General features: G+C 70.8%; 21 protein-coding genes. 7 read left to right on the top strand and 14 right to left on the bottom strand.

Going from position 1 to position 22,641, the window contains the following annotated elements:
* Positions 1-87: 87 nt before the first annotated feature.
* A complete protein-coding gene (gene msrA, locus SCWH03_RS10310; protein ID WP_173263881.1) occupies positions 88-795 on the bottom strand; it encodes a peptide-methionine (S)-S-oxide reductase MsrA in 708 nt (235 codons plus the stop codon).
* Between the two features lie 265 nt (positions 796-1,060).
* The gene (locus SCWH03_RS10305; protein WP_173263880.1) at positions 1,061-2,167 is read right to left on the bottom strand and encodes a hypothetical protein; all 1,107 of its coding nucleotides are present in this window, start codon (positions 2,165-2,167) and stop codon (positions 1,061-1,063) included.
* Between the two features lie 148 nt (positions 2,168-2,315).
* On the opposite strand from SCWH03_RS10305, the gene SCWH03_RS10300 reads away from it, so the two are divergent.
* Positions 2,316-3,464: a cystathionine gamma-synthase gene (locus SCWH03_RS10300; protein WP_173263879.1), complete on the top strand. Its 1,149-nt coding sequence runs from the start codon at positions 2,316-2,318 to the stop codon at positions 3,462-3,464.
* A gap of 233 nt (positions 3,465-3,697) precedes the next feature.
* Here SCWH03_RS10300 and SCWH03_RS10295 read toward each other — a convergent pair whose 3' ends face one another.
* The 3 genes from SCWH03_RS10295 to SCWH03_RS10285 are packed head-to-tail and all read right to left on the bottom strand — an operon-like array spanning position 3,698 to position 5,026.
* Positions 3,698-3,910: a hypothetical protein gene (locus SCWH03_RS10295; protein ID WP_371872646.1), complete on the bottom strand. Its 213-nt coding sequence runs from the start codon at positions 3,908-3,910 to the stop codon at positions 3,698-3,700.
* Positions 3,911-3,945: 35 nt separating this feature from the next.
* A complete protein-coding gene (locus SCWH03_RS10290; RefSeq protein ID WP_173263877.1) occupies positions 3,946-4,482 on the bottom strand; it encodes a sigma factor-like helix-turn-helix DNA-binding protein in 537 nt (178 codons plus the stop codon).
* A 31-nt stretch (positions 4,483-4,513) separates the two neighbouring features.
* Positions 4,514-5,026, bottom strand: coding sequence for a MarR family winged helix-turn-helix transcriptional regulator (locus SCWH03_RS10285; protein WP_173263876.1), 513 nt, complete (start codon positions 5,024-5,026; stop codon positions 4,514-4,516).
* A gap of 145 nt (positions 5,027-5,171) precedes the next feature.
* Here SCWH03_RS10285 and ilvA point away from each other — a divergent pair, with 145 nt between their 5' ends.
* The 3 genes from ilvA to SCWH03_RS10270 all read left to right on the top strand — a co-directional run bounded on the left by ilvA (position 5,172) and on the right by SCWH03_RS10270 (position 8,742).
* Positions 5,172-6,401: a threonine ammonia-lyase gene (gene ilvA, locus SCWH03_RS10280; RefSeq protein WP_173263875.1), complete on the top strand. Its 1,230-nt coding sequence runs from the start codon at positions 5,172-5,174 to the stop codon at positions 6,399-6,401.
* Positions 6,402-6,775: 374 nt separating this feature from the next.
* Positions 6,776-7,894, top strand: coding sequence for an ATP-binding cassette domain-containing protein (locus SCWH03_RS10275; protein WP_173263874.1), 1,119 nt, complete (start codon positions 6,776-6,778; stop codon positions 7,892-7,894).
* Complete coding sequence (locus SCWH03_RS10270) at positions 7,891-8,742, top strand: ABC transporter permease (protein ID WP_173263873.1); 852 nt, start codon at positions 7,891-7,893, stop codon at positions 8,740-8,742. The genes SCWH03_RS10275 and SCWH03_RS10270 overlap by 4 nt, the downstream gene beginning before the upstream one ends.
* Before the next feature lie 96 nt (positions 8,743-8,838).
* On the opposite strand, the gene greA is transcribed toward SCWH03_RS10270, so the two are convergent.
* Together greA and SCWH03_RS10260 are read right to left on the bottom strand one after the other, a co-directional pair.
* Positions 8,839-9,336, bottom strand: coding sequence for a transcription elongation factor GreA (gene greA / locus SCWH03_RS10265; protein WP_173263872.1), 498 nt, complete (start codon positions 9,334-9,336; stop codon positions 8,839-8,841).
* A 334-nt stretch (positions 9,337-9,670) separates the two neighbouring features.
* Positions 9,671-10,087 (bottom strand): DUF4307 domain-containing protein, encoded by a 417-nt coding sequence (locus tag SCWH03_RS10260; protein ID WP_173263871.1) that lies wholly within the window; start codon positions 10,085-10,087, stop codon positions 9,671-9,673.
* 98 nt (positions 10,088-10,185) lie between these two features.
* Here SCWH03_RS10260 and mca point away from each other — a divergent pair, with 98 nt between their 5' ends.
* Together mca and SCWH03_RS10250 are read left to right on the top strand one after the other, a co-directional pair.
* Positions 10,186-11,067, top strand: coding sequence for a mycothiol conjugate amidase Mca (gene mca / locus SCWH03_RS10255; RefSeq protein ID WP_173263870.1), 882 nt, complete (start codon positions 10,186-10,188; stop codon positions 11,065-11,067).
* Positions 11,068-11,277: 210 nt separating this feature from the next.
* Complete coding sequence (locus SCWH03_RS10250; protein WP_173263869.1) at positions 11,278-11,520, top strand: hypothetical protein; 243 nt, start codon at positions 11,278-11,280, stop codon at positions 11,518-11,520.
* Between the two features lie 390 nt (positions 11,521-11,910).
* On the opposite strand, the gene SCWH03_RS10245 is transcribed toward SCWH03_RS10250, so the two are convergent.
* The 7 genes from SCWH03_RS10245 to SCWH03_RS10215 form a co-directional block, all read right to left on the bottom strand.
* Positions 11,911-12,675, bottom strand: a complete 765-nt coding sequence (locus SCWH03_RS10245) for a type I-E CRISPR-associated protein Cas6/Cse3/CasE (RefSeq protein WP_173263868.1) — start codon at positions 12,673-12,675, stop codon at positions 11,911-11,913.
* The gene (gene cas5e, locus SCWH03_RS10240; protein ID WP_173263867.1) at positions 12,657-13,556 is read right to left on the bottom strand and encodes a type I-E CRISPR-associated protein Cas5/CasD; all 900 of its coding nucleotides are present in this window, start codon (positions 13,554-13,556) and stop codon (positions 12,657-12,659) included. The genes SCWH03_RS10245 and cas5e overlap by 19 nt, the downstream gene beginning before the upstream one ends.
* A complete protein-coding gene (locus tag SCWH03_RS10235) occupies positions 13,553-14,959 on the bottom strand; it encodes a type I-E CRISPR-associated protein Cas7/Cse4/CasC (RefSeq protein WP_173263866.1) in 1,407 nt (468 codons plus the stop codon). The genes cas5e and SCWH03_RS10235 overlap by 4 nt, the downstream gene beginning before the upstream one ends.
* Position 14,960: 1 nt before the next feature.
* Positions 14,961-15,515 carry a type I-E CRISPR-associated protein Cse2/CasB gene (gene casB / locus SCWH03_RS10230; protein ID WP_173263865.1) on the bottom strand — a complete coding sequence of 185 codons (555 nt, stop codon included), beginning with the start codon at positions 15,513-15,515 and terminating at the stop codon, positions 14,961-14,963.
* A complete protein-coding gene (locus tag SCWH03_RS10225; RefSeq protein ID WP_254076671.1) occupies positions 15,508-17,082 on the bottom strand; it encodes a type I-E CRISPR-associated protein Cse1/CasA in 1,575 nt (524 codons plus the stop codon). Before SCWH03_RS10225 ends, casB begins: the two co-directional genes overlap by 8 nt.
* Before the next feature lie 432 nt (positions 17,083-17,514).
* Positions 17,515-17,664, bottom strand: a complete 150-nt coding sequence (locus SCWH03_RS10220; protein WP_173263864.1) for a hypothetical protein — start codon at positions 17,662-17,664, stop codon at positions 17,515-17,517.
* A gap of 265 nt (positions 17,665-17,929) precedes the next feature.
* On the bottom strand, positions 17,930-18,106 hold the full coding sequence (locus tag SCWH03_RS10215) for a hypothetical protein (protein WP_173263863.1): 177 nt from the start codon (positions 18,104-18,106) through the stop codon (positions 17,930-17,932).
* A gap of 223 nt (positions 18,107-18,329) precedes the next feature.
* Here SCWH03_RS10215 and SCWH03_RS10210 point away from each other — a divergent pair, with 223 nt between their 5' ends.
* Positions 18,330-22,301 carry a helix-turn-helix domain-containing protein gene (locus SCWH03_RS10210; protein ID WP_173263862.1) on the top strand — a complete coding sequence of 1,324 codons (3,972 nt, stop codon included), beginning with the start codon at positions 18,330-18,332 and terminating at the stop codon, positions 22,299-22,301.
* The last annotated feature ends 340 nt before the right edge of the window (positions 22,302-22,641 follow it).

Genomic DNA, 22,641 nt, shown 5'->3' with positions numbered 1-22,641 from the left:
CGGCCGATCGTCCTCTGCCGCATGTGAGCCGGAGGCGCCGAACGGCACGCGGGTCGGCGGCATGCGGGCCCGCGGCATGCGGGCCGGCTATGTCTCGGTCGGTGCCGGAGCGATCCCCGTCGGGCACGAGGTTCCCCGGTTCGTCTCGAACGGCTCGCCCAGCTCGACCCCCGTCCCGCCGATGCCGCAGTAGCCTCCCGGGTTCTTGTCGAGGTACTGCTGGTGGTATCCCTCGGCCGGATGGAACGTGCGGCCCTGCGCGGGCAGGATCTCGGTCGTGATCGTGCCGTGGCCCGCGCCTGTCAGCACCTTCTGGTAGGCGTTGCGAGAGGCCTCCGCGGCGTCGGCCTGTGCCGGGGTGTGGGTGTAGATCGCCGAGCGGTACTGCGTGCCCACGTCGTTGCCCTGGCGGAAGCCCTGGGTCGGGTCGTGGGCCTCCCAGAAGACCTTCAGCAGCTGTGCGTAGGAGACGGTGGACGGGTCGTACACGACGCGCACGGCCTCGGTGTGACCGGTCAGGCCGGAGCAGACCTCCTCGTACGTCGGGTTGGGGGTGTGGCCGCCCTGGTAGCCCACGAGCGTGGTCCATACCCCCTCGGTCTGCCAGAACGTGCGCTCGGCGCCCCAGAAACAGCCCAGTCCGAAGTCGGCGACCTCAAGGCCGTCGGGGTAGGGGCCCAGGAGGGGGTTGCCGAGGACGGTGTGCCGGGCGGGGACCTCGAACCCGGGGGTTTCGCGACCGCGCAGGGCCTCTGCGGGGGTCGGCAGCTCGGGCTTACGGCGGTTCAGGAACATGCCAATCTCCTCCGGGAGCGGTTGCACACGGCACAACGCACACCGGGCCCGCGGGATTCCCCCGTGGACTTGGTACGGCCGGCCGCAGCGTCGCCGGTGCGGCAGCACCGCGCGGTCATCAACCGGCGGTCGACGTCGTGTGGCCGGTAACCCGCGGTCGATGTCGCATGGTCGGCAACCCGCTGCCGCCGGCCACCGGTTGTGCGGCCACCGGTCGTGCGGTGGCGGGTCGTGCGGTGGCGGGTCGCGCGGTGGCGCCCTGCCCTCAGCGCGGCAGCGTCGCGGGGCTGCCGCCGTTCGCCTCGTAGCCCGCGACCGCCAGTGCCCGGAAGACCGCGTACTCCCCGGCCGGGTCGCCCCCGTGGGTCCAGGGCAGCGCGCCCACATGGCCGTCGACCCGGACGAGCTGCTGCATGGCCTCGGCCCACCGCTCGGACCTGACCAGGAAGAAGATCAGCAGATGGCGCACGTGGGGGAGGACGGGGTGGTCGTCGGGCGCGTGGTGCGCGGCGTGCAGCGCGCCCTCCACCGCCTTGCCGACGACGGCACTCTGATAGAAACCGGACACCAGGTTGACCTCGGGCAGGTGCTCGAAGACGGCGAACAGCGGCAGTGCGGAGAGCAGCGAGCCCCGGGGCGCGCGGGCCGCCGAGGTGGTGGCGAAGTGGTCGGCCTCCTCACGCGAGCCGTGCCACTTCTCGCACCAGTAGTGCAGGGCGGCCAGATGGGCGCCCATGTGCGCGGGGGCGCGGTCGATCACCTTCGCCCAGAGCTGGTCGAACTGCTCCGGCGAGTAGCCCAGCCCACGGGCCACGGCCAGTTCGACGATGTACGGGACGGGGTCCCCCGGTGCCAGCAGGGCGGCTTGCCCGCAGACCGAGCGGGCCTCCTCCAGGATGATCCGGAAGTCGTCGCTCCCGACCCCACCGGACGACCGCCAGGCCTGCTGCACCAGGAACTCCGCCTGGACGGCGGCGCCCCCCGCGTCCTTCGGCGACTCCGTGCGCCAGGCGCGCAGCCACGACCCCCCGGTCCCGGGCTGCTGCTGGAGTTCCAGCGACGCGGCGCCCGCGAACGCCTGCACCCGCTGCCAGCGCCGCTCGCTCTCCTTGCCGGTGCCCGCGAGCAGCTGGGACGCGGCCCGCCAGTCCTGGGTGCGCTGCACCAGGTCGAGTACGTCGAGGAGGTCCTGGTCGGGCCCGGGCAGCCGCAGGTCGAGTTCCTCCTGGCGGACGAATCCGTAGGTCGCGGGGTCGGCGGCGTCCGGCGAGCCGGGCATGACCTGCCGTACGGCGTTGCGGCGGCGCATCACGAACGGGCCGATCGCCGCGGCAAGCAGCCCGAGCGCGATCAGGAACCACAGAATCTCCATGGGGCCATTGTCCCGGACGGCGACGCGGGGGAACCGGCAGGGGAGTGCGCGAGGCAACGGGCCGGTGGGGGACGGCGGATGCCGCGGGGCGCCGGCGGCATCGCGGGCGGAGAGCGGCGGACCCGGTGGGGGGACTACCCTCGGTCGCATGACTGACCAGCACGGTTTCGAGACCCTCGCCATCCATGCCGGCAACACCGCCGACCCGCTGACCGGCGCGGTCGTCCCACCCATCTACCAGGTGTCCACCTACAAGCAGGACGGTGTGGGCGGGCTGCGCGGCGGTTACGAGTACAGCCGCAGCGCCAACCCGACCCGTACGGCGCTGGAGGAGAACCTCGCGGCGCTGGAAGGCGGCCGCCGCGGCCTCGCCTTCGCGTCCGGTCTCGCCGCCGAGGACTGCCTGCTGCGCACGCTTCTGGTGCCCGGGGACCATGTGGTGATCCCGAACGACGCCTACGGCGGGACGTTCCGGTTGTTCGCCAAGGTGGTGCAGCGCTGGGGCGTCGGGTACTCGGTGGCGGACACCTCCGACGCCGCCTCGGTGCGCGCCGCGCTCACCGACCGTACGAAGGTGATCTGGGTCGAGACGCCGTCCAACCCGCTGCTCGGTATCACCGACATCGGCGCCGTCGCGGATATCGCCCGCACGGCCGGGGCGAAGCTCGTCGTGGACAACACCTTCGCCAGCCCCTATCTCCAGCAGCCGCTGGCGCTCGGCGCGGACGTGGTCGTGCACTCGCTCACCAAGTACATGGGCGGGCACTCGGACGTGGTCGGCGGGGCGCTGGTCGCCGCAGACGCCGGCCTCGGCGAGGAACTGGCGTACCACCAGAACGCGATGGGTGCGGTGGCCGGGCCGTTCGACTCGTGGATCGTGCTGCGCGGCATCAAGACGCTCGCGGTCCGCATGGACCGCCACTGCGAGAACGCGGCGCGGGTCGCGGAGATGCTCGCCGGTCACCCGAAGGTGACGCGGGTGCTGTACCCGGGACTGGCGGAGCACCCGGGGCACGAGATCGCGGCCAAGCAGATGAAGGGCTTCGGCGGCATGATCTCGTTCCGGGTCCAGGGTGGCGAGGAGGCGGCCGTGGAGGTCTGCAACCGCGCCGGGCTGTTCACCCTCGGTGAGTCCCTGGGCGGTGTCGAGTCCCTGATCGAGCACCCGGGCAGGATGACGCACGCCAGCGTCGCCGGCTCCGCGCTGGAGGTCCCGGCGGACCTGGTGCGGCTGTCGGTGGGCATCGAGTCGGCGGACGACCTGCTGGCCGACCTGCGGCAGGCGCTCGGCGGTTGACCGGCGGGGCCGGGTGCCCGCACGGCGTGCCGGGGACTCCGGCTCCCCGCGCTCCCCGGCGCCCGGCCCTCCGCGCCCCGAGGGTGGACGGCCCCGGTACGCGCGCCCGGCGCGCGTACCGGCCGGCTGAGCGGTTCCCGCGGTCCTGGCGGTCCCGGCGGTCCTGGCGGTTCTGGCGGTTCTGGCGGTCCTGGCGGTCCCGGGAGCTCCGGGGGCCCCGGCGCGGCCGGCCCTCACCAGCCGTCGATCTCCGGGGTGGTCGGCGAGGGCGGCACGGCCCACGGCTCGACGGCCGCCGCCCACACCGCGAAGCCCACCGCCGCCGCCACCAGCAGCGCGCACCCCAGGTGGCGCAGCGCGCGGCGCCGGCGGCGCAGCCGCGCACCGCGGCGGGCCGCCCGGACGTGCAGGTCGGCCGGTACCTGCGGGTGGGGGAGATCCAGCATGCGCCGGACCTCCTCCTCCCTGCTCCCCGGCCGGTTCATCGGGCGTTCGCCCGGTCACCGGTCCAGCCCGGTGTGCGCCGCCGGGGCGGCCGGGGCGGGCGGGTACCGCGCAGCAGGGAGACGGCGCGGGCGCCGAGCGCACGGACCCGCTCCTTCGTAAGCCCCAGCAGCGCGGCCGTCTGCTCCTCGGGCAGGTCCTCGTGGAGCGCCAGCACCACGACGAGGCGTTCCCGTGGGCCGAGCCCGGCCAGCACCCCGTGCCCGGCGGCACCGGTGGCACCGGCGGTCCGGGTGCGGTGGCGCCGGTGCGGGCGCCAGGCGCCGCGTGCGAAGCGGATGACCAGGTCCTGGCGGGCGCGGTCGTAGGGGTCCTCGTCCCGCAGCCGGTCCCACTGCGCGTAGAGCCGGGCCAGCGCGCCGACCAGCAGCCGCTGCGCCCGGGGGCACCGGCCGGAGGGTTCCGCGGTCAGCAGGGCCGCGATGTGTAGCAGCCGGCCACCGGCCCCCGCGACGAACGCCTCGAACTCGCGGGCGCGGCGACCGGCGAGTCTGGGTTGCCGAGTCTCGCGCACACCCTCATATCAGGGCAGGCAGGGGTCCCGGTCAAGAGGCCGGGGGCGCCTCGGCCGCCTCCGGGGGCGGTCCCGCCTGCCGCGCGGAGAGCGCCGAGTTGAAGCGGGTGAGCAGGGTGCAGAACGACTCCCGCTCCTCGGGCGTCCAGTCGTCCGTCACCCAGGCCATCAGCGCGCGCCTGGAGGAGCGGACCTCCTCCAGGCGGGCCTGGCCGCGCGGGGACAGCTGCAGCACGACGGCGCGGCCGTCCTCCGGGTGGGACGTGCGCTTCACCAGGCCGGTGTCGACGAGCGGCGCGACCTGGCGGGTGACGGTGGAGGAGTCGATGCCCATGCCGCCCGCGAGGGCCTTCACGCCCATCGGGCCTTCCTGGTCGAGCCGGTTGAGCAGCAGATAGGCGGCTCGGTCCATCGAATTGCGGACCTGGCCGACACCGCCCAGTCTCGTCTGCTCGGCTCTGCGCGCGAAGACGGCCACCTGGTGCTGGAGGGCATCGAGGAGGCCGGCGTCAAGATCAGTCGTCATGTCCTGAGATGTGGGCATGGCTGCGGGGGCTCTCTCGTGCGGCGGTCGGTTGGTGGGGGAAAGAGTACGCGGAGGCGGGCTGGTGCGTACCGGCCCTTCGGAAACCTGTGGAGGCCGTTTCCCCGGGGCCGCCCGGGGGCCGCTGAGCTGCGAGACTGCTGTCATGAGCTTCCGTACCACCGGCCCCTTCCACCCCGTCATCCTCGATGACGTGCGAGGGGCGCAGAAGATGCTCTCCGGGGTCGCGCGGCTGACGCCCATGGAGGGCAGCCGCCACCTGTCGGGCCTGGTCGGTTCCCCGGTGCACCTGAAGTGCGAGAACCTCCAGCGGACGGGTTCGTTCAAGCTGCGCGGCGCCTATGTGCGGATTTCCGGACTGCGGCCCGAGGAGCGGGCCGCCGGTGTCGTGGCGGCGTCCGCGGGCAACCACGCGCAGGGCGTCGCGCTCGCCTCCTCGCTGCTCGGTGTGCGCTCCACGGTCTTCATGCCGAGGGGTGCCCCGCTGCCCAAGGTCGCCGCGACCCGCGACTACGGCGCCGATGTGAGGCTGCACGGGCATGTCGTCGACGAGACCCTGGCCGCGGCGCAGGAGTACGCGCACGAAACGGGTGCCGTCTTCATCCACCCCTTCGACCATCCGGACATCATCGCCGGGCAGGGCACGGTGGGGCTGGAGATCCTCGAGCAGTGCCCGGAGGTGCGGACGGTCGTCGTCGGGCTGGGCGGTGGCGGTCTCGCCGCGGGTATCGCGGTCGCGGTCAAGGCGCTGCGGCCCGACGTGAGGCTGATCGGGGTCCAGGCGGAGGGGGCGGCCGCCTATCCTCCGTCGCTCGCGGCGGGGCGGCCGGTGTCGATCGAGTCCCCGGCGACGATGGCGGACGGCATCAGGGTGGGGCGGCCGGGGGACGTCCCGTACACGCTGGTCGAGGAGCTGATCGACGAGGTGCGCACGGTCTCCGAGGACGCGCTCTCCTCGGCGCTGCTGCTGTGTCTTGAGCGGGCCAAGCTGGTGGTCGAACCGGCGGGGGCGAGCCCCGTCGCTGCGCTGCTGGACGCCCCTGAGGCATACCAGGGGCCGGTCGTGGCGGTGCTGTCGGGCGGCAATGTGGACCCGCTGCTGATGCAGCGCGTCCTGCGGCACGGTATGGCCGCCGGGGGCCGCTACCTGTCCCTGCGGCTTCCCCTCCCGGACCGGCCCGGCGCGCTGGCGACCCTGCTGGGGGTGCTGTCGGTGGCGGATGCGAACGTACTGGACGTGGGGCATGTGCGGACCGATCCCCGGCTCGGCCTGACGGAGGTCGAGGTGGAGCTCCACCTCGAGACGAAGGGCCCGGAGCACTGCGCGGAGGTGGCGGCGGCGCTCCGGGAGTCGGGCTACCAGGTCACCGGCTGACAGAGGGGTGCTGCCGGGGCGCCGGCCGGGGCGCGGCTGCCCAGCCCCGGGGGCGGGGAGAGGGAGTGCGGGGGTGGCGGGGTGCGGGGGCGGCCGGCTGGCCCCGCTGGCGGTGGGGACGGGCTTCTCGGGGGATGTGTGCGGATGCACAGCACTCGTACCGGGGTGTCCGGGCGGTCCGCGGGCGCGTCGCGGCGCACGGCTCCTCAGTACGCCCTGCCACATCGCGATGCAGCGCGTCACGGCGTGTCCCGATCGTAAATTCACCTGCGCCGACGTTCGGTGAAACCTAGGCTTGCGCAGCGATCGTCTGAAGTAAGCAGGCGGTAAGCGCTACCGCCACCCATTCCACCACCTGACGGGGGAGTACCCACATGCCAGGCGCCATTTATGCCGAGGGTCTGGTCAAGACCTTCGGCGAGGTACGGGCTCTGGACGGAGTTGATCTCGACGTTCCCGAGGGCACCGTCCTCGGCCTCCTCGGCCCGAACGGCGCGGGCAAGACCACCGCCGTGCGCGTGCTGACCACCCTGCTCCGCCCCGACAGCGGCAGGGCCGTCGTGGCGGGCGTCGACGTCCTCCGGCACCCCAACGAAGTCCGGCGTTCGATCGGGCTCTCCGGCCAGTTCGCCGCGGTCGACGAATACCTCACCGGCCGCGAGAACCTGCAGATGGTCGGCCGACTCTACCAGATGACCGGGAAGGCCGCGAAGGCCAGGGCGGGGGAACTGCTGGAGCGGTTCAACCTCGCCGACGCGGCGGACCGGCCGGCCAAGACCTACTCCGGCGGTATGCGCCGCCGTCTCGACCTGGCCGCAGCGCTGGTCGTCTCCCCGCCCGTGATGTTCATGGACGAGCCCACGACCGGCCTCGACCCGCGCAACCGCCAGGCCCTGTGGGAGGTCATCAAGGAGCTTGTCGGCGGCGGTACGACCCTGCTGCTGACCACCCAGTACCTGGAGGAGGCGGACCACCTCGCCGACGACATCTGCGTCGTCGACCACGGCAAGGTCATCGCCCGGGGCACCGCGGACCAGCTCAAGGCCCGGACCGGCGGGGAGCGCGTCGAGGTCGTCGTCCACCGCCCCGACGAGATCGACCCGGCCCGCCGTATCCTCCGGCGCTTCGGCGCGGAGGGGCCGGCCGAGGGCGCCGGCCAGGGGAGCGGCCGGGGCGGCGGCATCGCGGGAGACACTCCGGGAGACACCCCGGGGGGCATCGCGGTGGAGGAGCACACCCGCAGGCTCACGGTGCCGGTGACCGGCGGGGCCAAGCTGCTCGCCGAGGTGATCCGCGAACTGGACGCCGCCGGCATCGAGATCGACGACATCGGCCTGCGCCGCCCGACCCTCGACGACGTCTTCATCTCCCTGACCGGCCGCCATGTCGAGGGGGCCGAGGAAGGCGCCGAGAAGGGCCCGGACGACGGCGGCGAGGTGCCGGCCGCCCGGCGGGGCAGGGACCGCAAGGCCGGAAAGGAGGCCGTGAAGTGACCACCATCCAGGAATCGGCGGAGCGGGTGGCAGCGCCCCGCCCGCGCGGCGGCATCGTGCAGTCGGTGAACGACTCGCTCGTCGTCGCCAAGCGCAATCTGATCCGGATGACCCGGATCCCGGAGATGATCGTCTTCGGGATGGTCCAGCCGATCATGTTCGTGGTGCTGTTCAGCTACGTGTTCGGCGGATCCATGCAGATCGGCGAGTCGACGGCACCGTCCGTCTACCGGGAGTTCCTGATGGCGGGCATCTTCGCCCAGACCGTCACGTTCGCGACCGCGGGCGCCGGGGCGGGCATCGCCGACGATATGCACAAGGGGCTCGTCGACCGCTTCCGCTCGCTGCCCATGACACGCGGCGCCGTCCTGACCGGCCGGACGCTCGCCGACCTGGTGCAGACCGCGCTCACGGTCGTGGTCCTCGCCGTCGTCGCCCTGCTCGTCGGCTGGCGGACCCACGAGGGTGTGCCGAAGGCGCTCGCGGCCTTCGCCCTGCTGCTGCTGCTCGGTTACGCCTTCTCGTGGATCGGCGCGCTGATCGGCCTGTCGGTCCGCACCCCCGAGGCGGCCACCTCCGGCGGGCTGGTCTGGCTCTTCCCGGTGACGTTCCTCTCGAACGCGTTCGTGGACTCCGGCAAGATGACGCCGTGGCTGCGGACCATCGCGGAGTGGAACCCCTTCAGCGCCACCGTCCAGGCCTGCCGCGAACTCTTCGGCAACCCGGGCGTCTCGGCGTCCGACGCCTGGCCCATGCAGCACCCGGTGCTCGCGTCGATCATCTACTCCATTGTGATCATCGCGGTGTTCCGGACCCTCGCGGTGCGCAAGTACCGCTCGGCGGTCTGACCGCCGAGCGGTCCCGTACCCGTAGCGGAAGGCCCCGGCAGCGTCGATCGCTGCCGGGGCCCTCCGGTGTCCGCGGGGCCGGCGGGACGCGGTGCGTCAGCTCTGGTACGGCTTGGCCTCGAGGATCCTCACCATGGCCGTCCTGCCGTTGGGAAGCTCGTACTCGGCGTCCTCGCCGATCTTCTTGCCGTTCACGCCGGCGCCGAGCGGGGACTGCGGCGAGTACGTCGAGATATCGCCCGAGGCGTACTCGCGGGAAGCGAGCAGGAAGGTCTCGGTGTCGCTTTCGTCACCGTCGAAGGCGACCGTCACCACCATGCCGGGGGCCACCGTGCCGTTGTCCGCCGGGGCCTCGCCGACCTTCGCCTTCTCCAGCAGCTGGGTCAGCTGGCGCACCCGGAGTTCCTGCTTGCCCTGCTCCTCCTTGGCCGCGTGGTACCCGCCGTTCTCCCGCAGGTCGCCCTCCTCGCGGGCCGCCTCGATCTTCTTCGCGATCTCGACGCGCGCGGGACCAGACAGGTGCTCCAGCTCGGCCTTGAGCTGGTTGTACGCCTCCTGGGTGAGCCAGGTGACGTTCTCGCTGGTCTGGGTCACAGGTGCTCCTCGTAGGTACTGGGATACAAAGCATCGCCCTACCCAGAAGGATGTACCTCCACGAGTGGGCGAAACCACGAGCCTAACAATTGGCGGCGGCGAGGGGGAGGACCGAAAGCCCCCGAATCGCGTCGTCGCGGTCCTCGGCGCGGGGCGCGGTGGACCGGGGCGGTTCAGGGCGGTTCGGGTGGTCCGGGCGGTGGCGGTTCCTGGTGGTCCTGGTGGTCCGGATGGTCTGGGTGGTCCTGGTGGGGCCGGTCGGCGCGGGGTGCCGGCCGGGGCGGCACGGCGCAGGCGGGGCCGGGGGGGCGAGGCCGGGGGCCGGGAGGAGGCGTCAGCCCTTGGGCCCGTCGTCCGCCGTGCACCCCACAAGCTCGGCACTCGTCGCCTTCGCCGTCGTCCGCACGGTGACGACCTGGTCCACCCGCGCCTCGGGCATGTCGAAGCGGACGTCGCGCCGGCCGACCTCGGAGCCGTCCTCGGCCCGCGAGCGCAGGGTGCAGTAGCCCTGGGCTTCGGCGTCCTTCCGGACCTCGAGGTGCACCTGGACGCGGTCCTCCCTCGTGACGTCGAACTTGATGATCTCGGCACTGATCCGCTGGCCGCTGACGTAGTCGTAGCCGAACCAGGCGATCATGGCGACGAAACCGGCGCCGAGCACCGTGCCGATGATCTTGAGCCTGCGGTCGGCACGCTCGTCCGCCGAGCGGCCGTAACGGCCCTCGGGAAGCCCCTCGCGTGCCGCGCCCATGATCGTCCTCACCTTTCCGAAGAACGCCGGAATTTTCGCCCCCCGGTTTTCGTCACTATAGAAGCCGTCCGATGCGACACATCACCGAGGATCGAGTCTTGACTGAGCAGCTGCGACTGATGGCCGTCCACGCCCACCCCGACGACGAGTCGAGCAAGGGCGCGGCCACGATGGCCAAGTACGTGTCCGAGGGGGTGGACGTGCTGGTCGTGACCTGCACGGGAGGAGAGCGCGGCTCCGTCCTCAACCCCAAGCTCCAGGGTGACAGGTACATCCAGGAGAACATCCACGAGGTACGCCGCAAGGAGATGGACGAGGCCCGCGCGATCCTGGGCGTGAAGCAGGAGTGGCTCGGCTTCGTCGACTCGGGCCTGCCGGAGGGCGACCCGCTGCCCCCGCTGCCCGAGGGCTGCTTCGCCCTGGAGGACGTCGACAAGGCGGCGGGCGAACTGGTGCGGAGGATCCGGTCCTTCCGCCCGCAGGTCATCACCACGTACGACGAGAACGGCGGTTATCCGCACCCCGACCACATCATGACCCACAAGATCACGATGGAGGCCTTCGAGGGCGCGGCGGACACCGAGAAGTACCCGGAGTCGGCGTACGGAGCGGCCTGGCAGCCCCAGAAGCTCTACTACAACCAGGGCTTCAACCGTCCGCGCACCGTCGCCCTCCACGAAGCGCTGCTGGCGCGCGGTCTGGAGTCGCCGTACGGCGAGTGGCTGGAGCGCTGGAAGGAGTTCCAGCGGGCCGAGCGGACCCTGACCACCTATGTGCCGTGCGGTGACTTCTTCGAGACCCGCGACCGGGCGCTGATCGCCCACGCCACCCAGATCGACCCGGACGGCGGCTGGTTCCACGTTCCGATGGAGATCCAGCGGGAGGTGTGGCCGACCGAGGAGTACGAGCTCGTCACGTCCCTCGTCGACACCTCACTGCCCGAGGACGATCTGTTCGCCGGAGTCCGCGAGAGCGTCTGAACCGGTCCTTCTTCCGGTTCCGCCCCCGCCCCCGCCCCGCCCCGCTCCTTCCCGCCCCCTGCCGCCCGGGGGCGCCCCCTCGCGCTCCTTTCCGCCTCCTCCCGGCGCCCGGGTGGGGTGAGGGAGGGAAGAGGAGGGGAGGGGGAGGGGAGGGGGCGGAAAGGCTCGGACGCCCGGGTATGGTCGGTACCACCACCCAAGGAGCGACCGATGAGCAGCACAGGCCTGGCGATGACCCACCTCGTCCCTCTCGCCAAGGAGCTCGACGAGAACAAGGTGACGCCCGGCGTCCTCGGGTTCATCGTCTTCGCGGTGATGGCGGCCGGCGTCTGGCTGCTGATGAAGTCGATGAACCGCCATATGAACCGGGTGGACTTCGAGGAGGCCCCGGCGCCGGCCCCGACTGCCCGCTCCGCGTCCCGGACCGGCGCCGAGCCGGCGAAGGGCGAGTAGGCCCAGCCTCAGGCCCAGGCCCCCGGCACCGAGCCGGCGGCCGGACTCAGTCCACGGGCACGCCCGTCACCTCCCGGGCCCGCCGGCCGGGAGCGGAGCACGGACGCACCGCTCTGGGCTGTTCGCGCCCTCGGCTTCGATCGGTGCGATTCTTGGCTGCGACGATGTCGGAGAGGTGGGACCCGGCAGGGATTTCCTGGCGCACGGGCAGGACCGCGGTCGTCTTGATGTGCCAGAGCAGGTCCGCGCCGCGGGCCGAGGCGAACCGCCACTGCTCCCGCAATCCTGAGTGCACGGTAGGTCCGGTGCTGTCGCGCCCTGGCCTGCTGTTCCGCGACGTCGTTCCGTCCGACCGAGCGGCCGTCCGGTTCGTGCCGTTCTCCCCGTGGTTCAGCGTACGAGGATCAGCCCGCAGCTGTACGCGCGCGCGTGGCCGATGCCCTGAGCGAGGGCCGCGACGAAGGTCTTGGGGTCGGTGACCGTGAGGGCGCCTTTGATTTCCGCACGGGCGATGCGTAGGCCCTTGTGCGGTGCGGGACTCGAGGTGTTCGGGAGCATGCGTACGGCGATCCGATCGGTGTCGGCGTCCGCTCCGATGCGGGTGACGCCGTCCGGCGCGACGGCGGGTTCGCCGGGCGGTTGGAGGCGGCGCACGAACCATCCCTTCACGTGTTCGGGGCGTGTGTGGGGGACGCGGGTGCCCCGGGTCTTCGGCGGAGCGCCCGGTGGAGGCGGAACGCTGCGGACGGGATTGACGACCGTGCGGAAGGTGACCCTGTCGCCGAAGCGGAAGGTCCGGTCGACGGTGAGGGGCTCTGGCCTCTCGGCCAGAGCTGCACGGGGAACGCCGCTCCAGTCGGCGGGGAGCGACGACTGGACCACCAGGTTGAGCTGCGCCTGCCGGAGGTCGACCGTCCAGGTCGACAGGATGCCCATCTGGGCACGGGGGTCCGGGCTGCCGTCGTTCACCCAGCCAGGGAAGCCGCTCATGACGGTTCGGTGCATGTCCTGTGCGTCGACGAGCGATTTGCCGACGAAAGGATGTCGGGCGTCCAAGGACAACAGAGTCTGCGCGGCGACGAACCTAGCGGCCCGGCCCGCGCTGGACGAAACGTCCGATGCGGTGGTGTTCGTATTCACAGGATGATGTCCCATCCACGGGCGTGTTCGGCGATGGTGATGCGGTGGCGGGTCTCCCAGCGGAGGCTGTGGGTCCCTCCGTCCCCCCCGAATTGCACGGGCTGGTCGGACAGGGGGCCGACGCCGGGGAGTGGCCGTCTGCTTTCGATCCAGGCCCATGGGCGTATGCGCTGCGCGGTTGCCGAGGGCTCCGCTTCGGGACCGACGGCATCGGGAAGTAGGGAATGTGTCTCGAAGACCTCCTTGAGCGAGCCCGAGGCGATGCCGACGGCGAGGTCACCCGACGGCGGACAGGCTTTGCGGCCGAGCCAGAGCAGCCTCTTCGGGTGCTCCAGGGCGTGAGCCACACTCTCCAGGAGGGTCCTGCCCTGGTGCTCCAGCCCGACGAGGAAGGCGGCGTCGGTGAGATACCAGCGCTCTGTGATCAGGCTGTGGCGGCGGACCTCTCCGGAGACGAGCACCCCTGACCCCGGGTCGGCGACAACGTACTTCGGCGAGCCGTACCACGCATGGAACTCGGCACGTCCGAACGGGCCGGGCTCCAGAGCGTCGTCCTGCGGAGGCGTCGGCAACGAGTCCTTGGTCGCCTTGGCGGCTCGCCGGTGGTCGGTGATCAGGTCACGCGGACGCAGCGGATACTTTCCGCCGCCGACCGTGTGGTAATCGCGAAGCGGGGTGCCGGGCCGGTCGGCTCGCACTCCGAAGCGCACCTCGGCGAGTCCCCCGAGGGGTTCTTCCCGGGGCAGCCCGAGGGCCGCGGCGCACAGACCGATCACGCCCGACTTCGTCGGACGGCTGTGTGTGTCGCGACGGGCGAACCTGCCGTCGATGCCCCAGGACTGCAGGGGGCCGGCCAACCGGATGAGGAGGACGTGCGAGTCGTTCGTGCCGTTCACGGTGTGAGGTCCTCGGCCCGCTCCACCACGGACAGCGACTCCGGCAGTTCCAGCTCTCCCAGGAGCAGATCGATCTCGGGGTCGTACGTGAGCAACCGCGTGGTGCGCAGATCTCCGCGACGGCAGCTGACGAAGCTGTGGTGGCGCAGCAGTCTGCGTACGGCGGCGGATCCTGCCGGACCTTCCCCGCCGGTCGACAAGGGCCCCTCGTCGACCGGCCTCTGAAAGGCGGAAGCGTAGTTGTAGGGACGTTCCCCTTCGAAGGCGAGGACGAGCGCAGGCAGTGATCCGGTGGACGCGGTGGAGTTCTTCTTGGCTTCCGGAAATGCCTCCACGAAGGAGTTCACGAACTCCTTCTCAGCCTCGGATGCCACCTGTTCGGCCTCGGCCTCGTCCATTCCGGCAACCCTCAGATTGACACGAAGCTGCGTACGGTCGAGGACTGCGTGTCGGTAGAAGGTGCCGGAGATCAGGGACTGGTACCCGGTCATACCCGCGCCAGCGTCGTCCGCGGCGTCGAGGAAATCGAGAGCATTGCGTTTGCGATCGAGTTTTGCGTCATCGGCGGCTGCATAGAAATCTTCGATTTGTTCTGCTTCGTGCACCGTGAAGGCATGTCCCGTCTGGACGGCACCGTCGACATTGGGTGAGTCGGGGATCTCGGCGAGGAACCGACCGTAGAGAGCGATGTCCACGGCGTCCCGGGGGGCGAGGGCCAACAGAACGGCGTCGCGGGTGGCCTTGGGCAGCGGCGGCAGGGCGACGGCCCTGGCGGCTTCCGCCGGGGTCTCCTCCACCTCCGGTTCTGCCTTGTTCTTGTTCCTCGCTCCGCGACGTGTCTTCTTCGTCGCCTCGATACGAGCTTGGGCTTCGAGATAGGCGTCGCGCCACTCTTCGACCTCTACCGACCGGTCGACGATGTGGCGCGCGATCTTCGCTCCCGCGTCGGACGGCGCGAAGATGAGCACCTTTGTCAGATTGGCCACGGTCTTCTTCTTCGGATCGCCGAATTTGAGACCGCTGGCTTCCATCACCGCGCGGGCCGTGACCAGCGCCCTCTCCCGGTCCCAGCCATGGGCGGACTCGAGTTCACGGCCGGCCACAAGGGCCCATTCCCGGGTACGGACGCCCATGCTTCGTCCCTTGAGCTCCCCTGAACCGGCGTTGGCCCGGTTGCGGGCGTGGACCCGCTCGGCGCGCCTGCGGGCCTGGCTCGTGATCATGTGGCGTTCCACACCGCCGAAGACCAGAGACTTGGGCTGCCCGTTCTCGTCGCGTACCGGAAGGACGGCGGCAAGTGTCTCGATGAGGTGCAGGGAGAGGAACTGGCTCCGGGGTGGCTCGGTCACGAGGTGGTGTCCCTTCGAGTCGTCGGTGGAATCGCTGGTGGAGGAGTCGCTCATGTCACGGGTTCGTTCCGCGCTTCCCGGCTGTTCCCGGAGGGGTGTGGAAATGGACCGACCACTCGTAGGCGATGCGAGCCTTGCGGTCGTTCCACCGGATGAGGTCGTCGGTCAGGATGGTCCAGGACGGTGGGGGCTGTTCGCAGGAACGGAGCCGAGTGATCGCGTGCTGGAGGTGCCGCCAGGGAACGTGTCGGCTCGCGACGACACGGTCCAGAAGCCTCTGGGCGCCGGGATTGTCCGGCCCGCGCCCGGTCCCGTCCCCGATTCTGCGGGCTGCGGCACCGAGACTGCCGTGGCCGTAGGAGGGTGTGGGGCGCCCTTGGTGGTAGATCGCGAAGAGGAAGGCCACCCGCTCGAAGAGGTCGCGGTGGTCGTCGCCTCCATACCAGCCCGCGCGGATGTGCGCGTTGGTGCGAACCCGGGACCGGCGGAGTTCGGCGAGCGTCCCGTACTCGCGGTTGCGGACCAGGGCGGTGAGCCAAGTGGTGATTGCCGCGCTGTCGTGCGGGAAGCCGGGCGCCCCCGTACCGGCCGACGGATCCTGTTCAGTCAAGTGCTGTCTCCCCTCGGAGTTCGGCCGGGGCCCGGTCGCCGGACACAGCCTCCTCGAAAAGCCGTACGGCCCGGGCCCGCGCTCGGTTGTAGCGGTCGCCGGGTGGCAGGGTGTCGAGGAGCTGAAGCAACCGGGTGCGAGCCGTGATGATCAACTGCAGCGCGTAGGCCACCAAGGGAGCGGACACCGGGTCGTCGTCCTCGAACCCCTGGTCGACCACCTCGTCCAGCAGTTCGAGGAAGGGGTCCTCGGCTGCGGGCCAGAAGCCGTACCTGGCATCGAGACGTGTCACTTGACCGACCTCGTCCGCGGCCCTCATGGCGGGGAACGCGGTCTCCGCGGCCACGATCGCCGCGTTCTTGAGGGTCTGGGCCAGGTATTCGGCGATGTCGGAGCCGCATCGGGACGCGCGGTAGAGGTGCGCGGCCATGCCCGGGGCATAGGGGTAGGCGCCGTGGGTCCAGATGACGGGGAGCGTCTTGTTGGCCAGGAGGCCGACAGCCCAGAGATGGTACGGGGCACCCTGCTGCGTTTCCGCGGCCGGCCCCTCCGGCACCGGTCGCCGGTACGGGAGAAGGGACCGCAGCCGCGCGTACATCCCGCCCCGGCCGTCGTTGACGGCGCCGTACAGAGCATGGGCCTGTTGCCAGAGGGCCCGGCTGGGCGAGGGCCACAGGGGCTTGGACACGCCGTTCGTCGTCGTGCTGTACACGGCGTCCTGAAGATGACGCGCCGGGTCGAGATCCAGCACCTCACCGGCGCCGATGAGGACCCGGTCGACCGTGATCTGCCCGTGTGGGCCGCGTGCTGGACGCAGCAGCACGGAACGCCCCAGGGCGCTGTGCAGGTCCGCAGAGCTCCGCGGTGCCCGGGGCTTCCGTTTCTCTTCGAACCTGCGCTGCTCGAGGACGGACGTGGTCCAGGAGGTGTTGAGCGGCTGCCCCGGTCCGTCGGGCGGATAGAGGTTCAGGCGCAGCGTCTCACCGAGCGTCTTCCCCAGGGCGACGACCCGGATCCTGCCCGTCAGACGGCCCGCCGCGAGATTGGTGACCCTGGCGCCGAGCTCGCCCCCGGACATGCGTGCCCGTCCGTAAGGGCCGTAGACGTGCTGTGTAAGGGTGGCGCGGAACGCGTCCGCCGCCGGGAGAGGGTTGTCGCGTTCGAGATGATGGTGGTCGAAGTGCTGATTGTAGTCACCGGAGTGCTCGATGATCAGCTGAGCGGTTCCGGTGCCGCTCTTGCGGAGATCCTTCGACAGGTCGGAATTCTGGACCAGGGGATGCGTGGGATGGAACAGGTCCCAGGAGTCCGCTGGTTGCTTCAGCAGCCACTCGGCGGCCGGTGCGACGGGCCTTTCACCAAGGATCCAGGCATTCCAGTCCTCGTCGGAGGATGGACAGGTACCGGAGGCGAAGCAGATGGCCAACAAATACTCGATGACGGCGACTGTCTCGCCCGGCGAGGCGCAGTCGAGGGCGGTCAGCTCGTCGGCCCGGTTGAAGACCGCGCTCAGGGAGTGGTGCGCGGTCGCCCCGTCGAGGCCGACGGCGGGGATGCACGGCTGCAAGCGAGGGTCCCAGCTGGCGCGCTGTCCAGCGGGAACCGGTGGTCGGGTCTCGGGCAAGTCCGTGCCACCTCCTTCTGTTCAATAGCCGGGAAACCGACAGGTGGCGGCTCGGACGAGGTCTGTGTCCCCGCATCGAGGCGCACTCCGGGCTGGTCAGTGGAGACCGGAAGTGCAGGACGCCCCCGCCCACGCGGGGAAAGCCCATTCCAGGGCTCTGCAGGCTCCCGACGGGCCACCCCCGCGACGAGCGGGAAACGCTTCGCCGGCCTTGACGGTCCTCGCTGGTTCAAACACTTGATTACCTGGCCGGGCGGCGTCTGCGCAGAGGGATCAACTCAGGAACTTCCGATCTCTAAGCGCCCTGACAGTGCCTCATCGGGAGACCGGTGAGATGCGAGTGGTTCCCATCCCGTGCGCGCGGGACGGGACCAGTCACTGCTGGGCCCGGCCGTTCCCGACGCCTACTCTGCGGCGAGAACGGTCATCTGCCTCGGCCGTGACCGCGCTGACCACTCCGGCCACCATGATGAGGTAGAGCCCCTCCTTCCGGCGCCCCAGCCACTTGCGTGCTGCCTCTCCCATGCCGCTCCTTCCGTCTTGGTGCCTGCAGCTCTGCGACCGCCGAGCTGCAGGCTTCGACGTGGCTTGAGCGGGGGCAGCAGACAGGATTCTCTCAGGCAACTTCCGTTCCTGATAGATGATTTCAGGTCATCCATGCTGGTGAAGCAGTGCTCCAATGAAGTGCACTTCAAACACCCGAGTTCCCGCTCAAAGCCACGCGCTCGTTTTCATGTGATCAGGGCGTGTCGCAAGCGCCGGCGCGCGGCATCGGATGCCTTCCCTGCCCTCAACGCGGTCGCCGACGCACCAGGATGCCGAGCGTCGTCCGCGCGTCCTTGCGGCGATCCTGTGCGGAGGCGAGGACGGAGACGAGGGTCACGGCGAGCAGGGCGACCCCATAGAGTAGACCGGCTGTTCCGCTCAAGAGCAGCGTGTAGAAAAGGAGTTCGGGGAAGTGTGACACGGTACGTCCTTCTGTCGGGAGCCGGTTACGGCTGCTGGCGTGAGGCTCCAGACTGACGACGGCGGCCTTGTGCCGAGAAGTTGCGCCGACCATCGCACCACGGTTTCCGCAGGTCGAATGCCTGAAATCGTACGGCGGCAGCCGCCTTTTCCGCGCAGCGAACACCGACGGGAGCGGGCCGGTGGAGGGTTCAGCCAGACGCGCGAGGAACGAGCTGCGCAGAATGCTGCAGGAGGTGTGGTCCTCTGAGCGGCTCACCTATGGTGGCGTGGCCCAGGAGTTGGGTGTCTCTCGCTCGACGCTGCAATGCTGGATCGAGGGGAAGACGGTGCCCTCGCCGGATCGATTGGGTGCCTTCCTGGCCGCAATGGCCAGGTTGCGGAGCGGGCACATCACTCCGACGTACTCGGACGCAGAGTGGGAAGCCGCCGTGCGGGCGGCGAAGGAGGAGGCAAGGAGCGCGCAGCGCGGGCAGATCTCCGTGAACCGGCGGCGGGCAGACCACGGCCTCCGCTTCATCGGGCTGCATGGTTCGGCCCCCGATGTTTCCGCGGCCGAGGTCCGCATGCGCGCGAACGAGCGAACGGAGATGAAGGCGTTTGCCCAGGACTCCCGTCCCGGGGCACCGTCCTACCTGTGCTGGCACGCCGATGGACCCGTGGGCAAGACGACACTGCTCGCCGGTTACGTCCGTCAGAGGCCCTCGATCCGTTGTGACATCCTGACCTTCTTCGTCTCCGCGGCCCATGGCGCCGATACACGAGACGAGTTCGAGAACGAGATCGCCGGCCAGATCGATTGTCTTCTCGGCGGGCCCGGGACCCCGGTGCCCAAGGGCACCCGGGCGTGGAACGCACTTTTTGCCAAAGCCGCCGAGAAGAGCGCGAAGCACGGACGGAACCTCCTGCTCGTGGTCGACGGACTCGACGACGACGTGGCCTGGTCGGGCGACTTAGCCGGGCTGAGCCGGGCAGACAAGAGCGGGGTTCCGAAGCCCAGGGCCCGCTCCGGTGACGAACTCGAAGGCCCGGGCAGAGTCGTACGGAGATCCGCTCACGAGAGCATCGCCGCGCTTCTGCCCTCCCTCCCACCACCCAACATGCGCATCATCGTCTCTCTCCGCCGCTGCGCCCCCCTTCCCCGCGACGTTCCCGAGAAGCGGCATCCACTGCGTCAGAGCCGTCATCTGCGAACGCTCCTGCCCATCGCTGGGGTACCGAGGCTCCGGCAGCCGCAGCCCGACGCCACCGCGCTGGGCGAACCGGTCGCGGGGCTACTGGCCGTGGCGGACGGTGGCCTGCGGATCTCGGACCTGGCGGAGCTCACCGGGCTCTCCGCGGACCACCTCGACCACCTGGTACAGGGCCCGACGGGGCGCGCCCTCGTGACCGAGGATCCGGTGCTCGGCACGTACGCCTTGGCGGACTCACGTCTCGTTCAGGCAGTGCGCGAGGACGTGGGAGGGGCAGCGGTCCTGCAGTACACCGAGGAACTGCTGCTCTGGTCGCGGAGGTGGTGCGCGGCCGGCTGGCCGGACGACACTCCCCCATATCCCCTGGCACATCAGCTCCGCCTGCTGACCGGTACCGCAGAACGCGCCTCGTACGTCCTCGACTTGCTCCGCTTGCATCGGCTCGCCCGCACGGCGGGTCCGGACATCCCGCTCGCCCAACTGGACGACTTCGAGAAGGAGATCGGCGCGGCGGTGGATGCCACGTCCGCCGACCGTCTGGCGACACTCATCTCCCTCTACGGTGCGCGGTCCCTGCTGCGCCAGGCGCACGACACGTATGTGCCCGACGGAGCCCCGGCTCTTTACGCCAGGCTCGGGGACGGGGAGCGCGCACGCGGCCTGGCCCGCTCCGCGCCCACGGCCGTCGACAGGGCCGTACATCTGGCGGATGCGGCGGTGGAACTGGCGTACGCGGGGCAGCCCTCCGCGGGACGGACCCACCCGAATGTCGACGCCCTCGTGCGGGAGGCGGCGGAGTGGCTGGCCCGGGACCGTGCGCATCAGGGCTTTCCCGGTCCCTTTCGAGAACCAGAGCCGTACGTACGACTCCTCTGCGCCGCCGGGACGCTCGCCAGGCTGAGCGGTCCCGGCGCCGCCCGGCCCGTATTCCGCGCGGTGCTTCAGGACCCGGCGGCCGGGACGGCGGCGATCACCGAGGCGGCAGGAAAGCTGGATGCCGTCGTGACGCTGCACTCCCGGGCGGAGAAGCTCAGCGCAGGAGACCTGCGCGCCCGGACTGCGGCAGTGGAACTCTACGGAGCGTTGGCGCAGGTGGCGCCCGACCTTGGCCCGTACGCCGGTGATCGCGTCGAGGCCGTCTGCGAGGAACTCGGCGACACGGAAGGACTGGGAGCGGTCGACGTCCTGGCCACTGCGGCGTCGGTGCTCGTCGCTCTTCCTGCGAAGCGACACCGCCGAGCGGCTGACCAGTTGCGCAGGGCCCTAGCCTGGACGCATCGGGCGATCCAGACACTGAGCGACTCCGAATCCCCGTCCGATGCCTTGACCGAAGCCGACAGCGCCCACCTGCGTCGCGAACTCGCCGGGACACTGGAGCGCCTGGCCGAGGCCACCGTGGCCATGAAGGCGATGGGCGACCAAGACGGCGTCAGACGCCAGATGGAGGCAGTACCGGAAGACCAGCGCGTTGGGATTCTCGGAGACCTCCTGCTGGAGCGGGCGCAATCGATGCTTGACGCAGCTGGGAACGAGAGGGCGCGACGGGCCCGCGAGGCAGCGCAGGAGGCTGCCGAGAAGAGTGTGACGGAGCGCAGGGCGAAGCGCAGGAAAGCCGACGCAGAGCGGGCGGCGCTCAACGAAGCGCGGATGTCCCGCGGCGCACAAGCCACCAGGGCACCACAGCCCACACAAACAGAACACGAGGACACGCGTGCTTCCTCCCCGTCCCGCCTCCCCGACCCGCACCGGCGATCGGCCGGTCTTCTGCGCCCCGGCGATGGCCTGTACCCCGACCGTCCGGAGCAGCCTCTTCTCCCCCTGCTTCTGGAAGTGGACGACGAGGTGGGTCAGGGACGTCTCCTCCGCGGCCGGGAACTTCTGGAGGCGGCCCTGCGGAGCCGACCTGCGGCACAGCCCGCGAGCACCCCGTATCTCCCTGAAGGCTGGACTGCGGAACTCTGCCACGCCATGGGCATGGCAGGCGCATCGGACGAGGCCGAAGCGCTCGTGCGGCACCTGCCCGGAACACATGCCCGTGTGTGGCACCTGGCGGCCCTCTCGCTCGGCTGCTCCCTCGCCGGACACGACGACCCGGGCATCCGTCACGCCCGGGCGGCGGTCCGGCTGCTGCCCACCGCAGCCACCCCCGATCTGACCAACGTCGTGGCCCAAGCCCTCGCCCACGCCGGGGACGAGGCCGCGGCCACGGCGATGGTGACGGGAGACACCGCGCAACGGCTGCAGGCACTGACGGCCGTCGCCGCCGGTCTCGTACGACACTGCTCGGAGGCAGCGGAACGCGTTGCCGAGCCGCTGGTGGAGGTACTCGCCCGGCGGATGGAGACCGGCACCCCACGCGTCCCGCTGCCCGAGCTGGCGGCGCTGCTCCTTGCCTTTCCTGACGTCCGGAACCCGGCCCCCCGGCTGAGAGCCACGCTCGGCCGGGCCGTGCTGCGTGTGGCCGCCCCCTCCATGGCTGCGCCGGAACGATCGATGGCCGTCCTCGCCCTGCTGGAACGACTCCGTTGTCTTCCGGACGAAGCCGTGAACGCCGCCGAAAGTGCGGTCGGCAGATGGCGGCGTGCCCGTCAGCCGGGACCACGGCCCGCTACGGAACTGGCGCTCCTGGCAGCGGTGAACGGCGACACCGCTGCCGTGTGGCGGCACGCCGACGCAGCGCCGACGCCGGACGACCGGGCGACGGCGCTCGGTACCGCCGCCGCGCACCTGGCGGGCGCCCAAGTGGCGCCGGCCGCGGACAGCGGTGCCCACGACCGGGTGATCCGGACCTGCATGGCACTCGCCCGATCCGTCGACCAAGACAGTCCCCCCGCCGAGGAGACGGCCCGAGACATCGCGCTGGGGCTCCTGCAATCCGACGCATGGACTCGCACGATCCCGCTGCTCCCTTCACTCGCCCCTGGGGCGTTGGGGAACCTGACCGCCATGGCGAGAGTCATGACCCTCCTGCGGACGGATTGCGATGGAGGCCCGTCGACTTGAGGGGGAAGCGTTGGGGCCTTGTCGTCTCGGGACGCCCGTTCCGACGGAGCCTGTGCGGGCTTCCCCGGACGGATCGGGCGCTGCGGAGTCCTGGGTGCATGAGTCGGTCAGTGTGACCTCGCCGTGCCCTTCAGCATGCCGGCGACCGGGTCGGCAGATGGCTTCCGCGGAGCCTCGACCGGTCGTCGCGGCCGGAGTTCAGGCCGGCCCCACGGGGCCGGAACGCGGGCCGTCGGGGCCTCCTGGCCGACCGATTGCACCCGTACGGCGGTCCGTGGCGGCCGTGCTTTCGTGCCCGCGTGACCACGCCTGCCCGGTCCTCGTCGTGCAAGGATGGAGC

This window comes from Streptomyces pacificus, from assembly GCF_011766325.1.
Classification (GTDB): Bacteria; Actinomycetota; Actinomycetes; order Streptomycetales; family Streptomycetaceae; genus Streptomyces; species Streptomyces pacificus.
The sequence above is the reverse complement of the archived record's forward strand: the minus strand, read 5'-3'. Positions and strand labels throughout refer to the sequence as shown.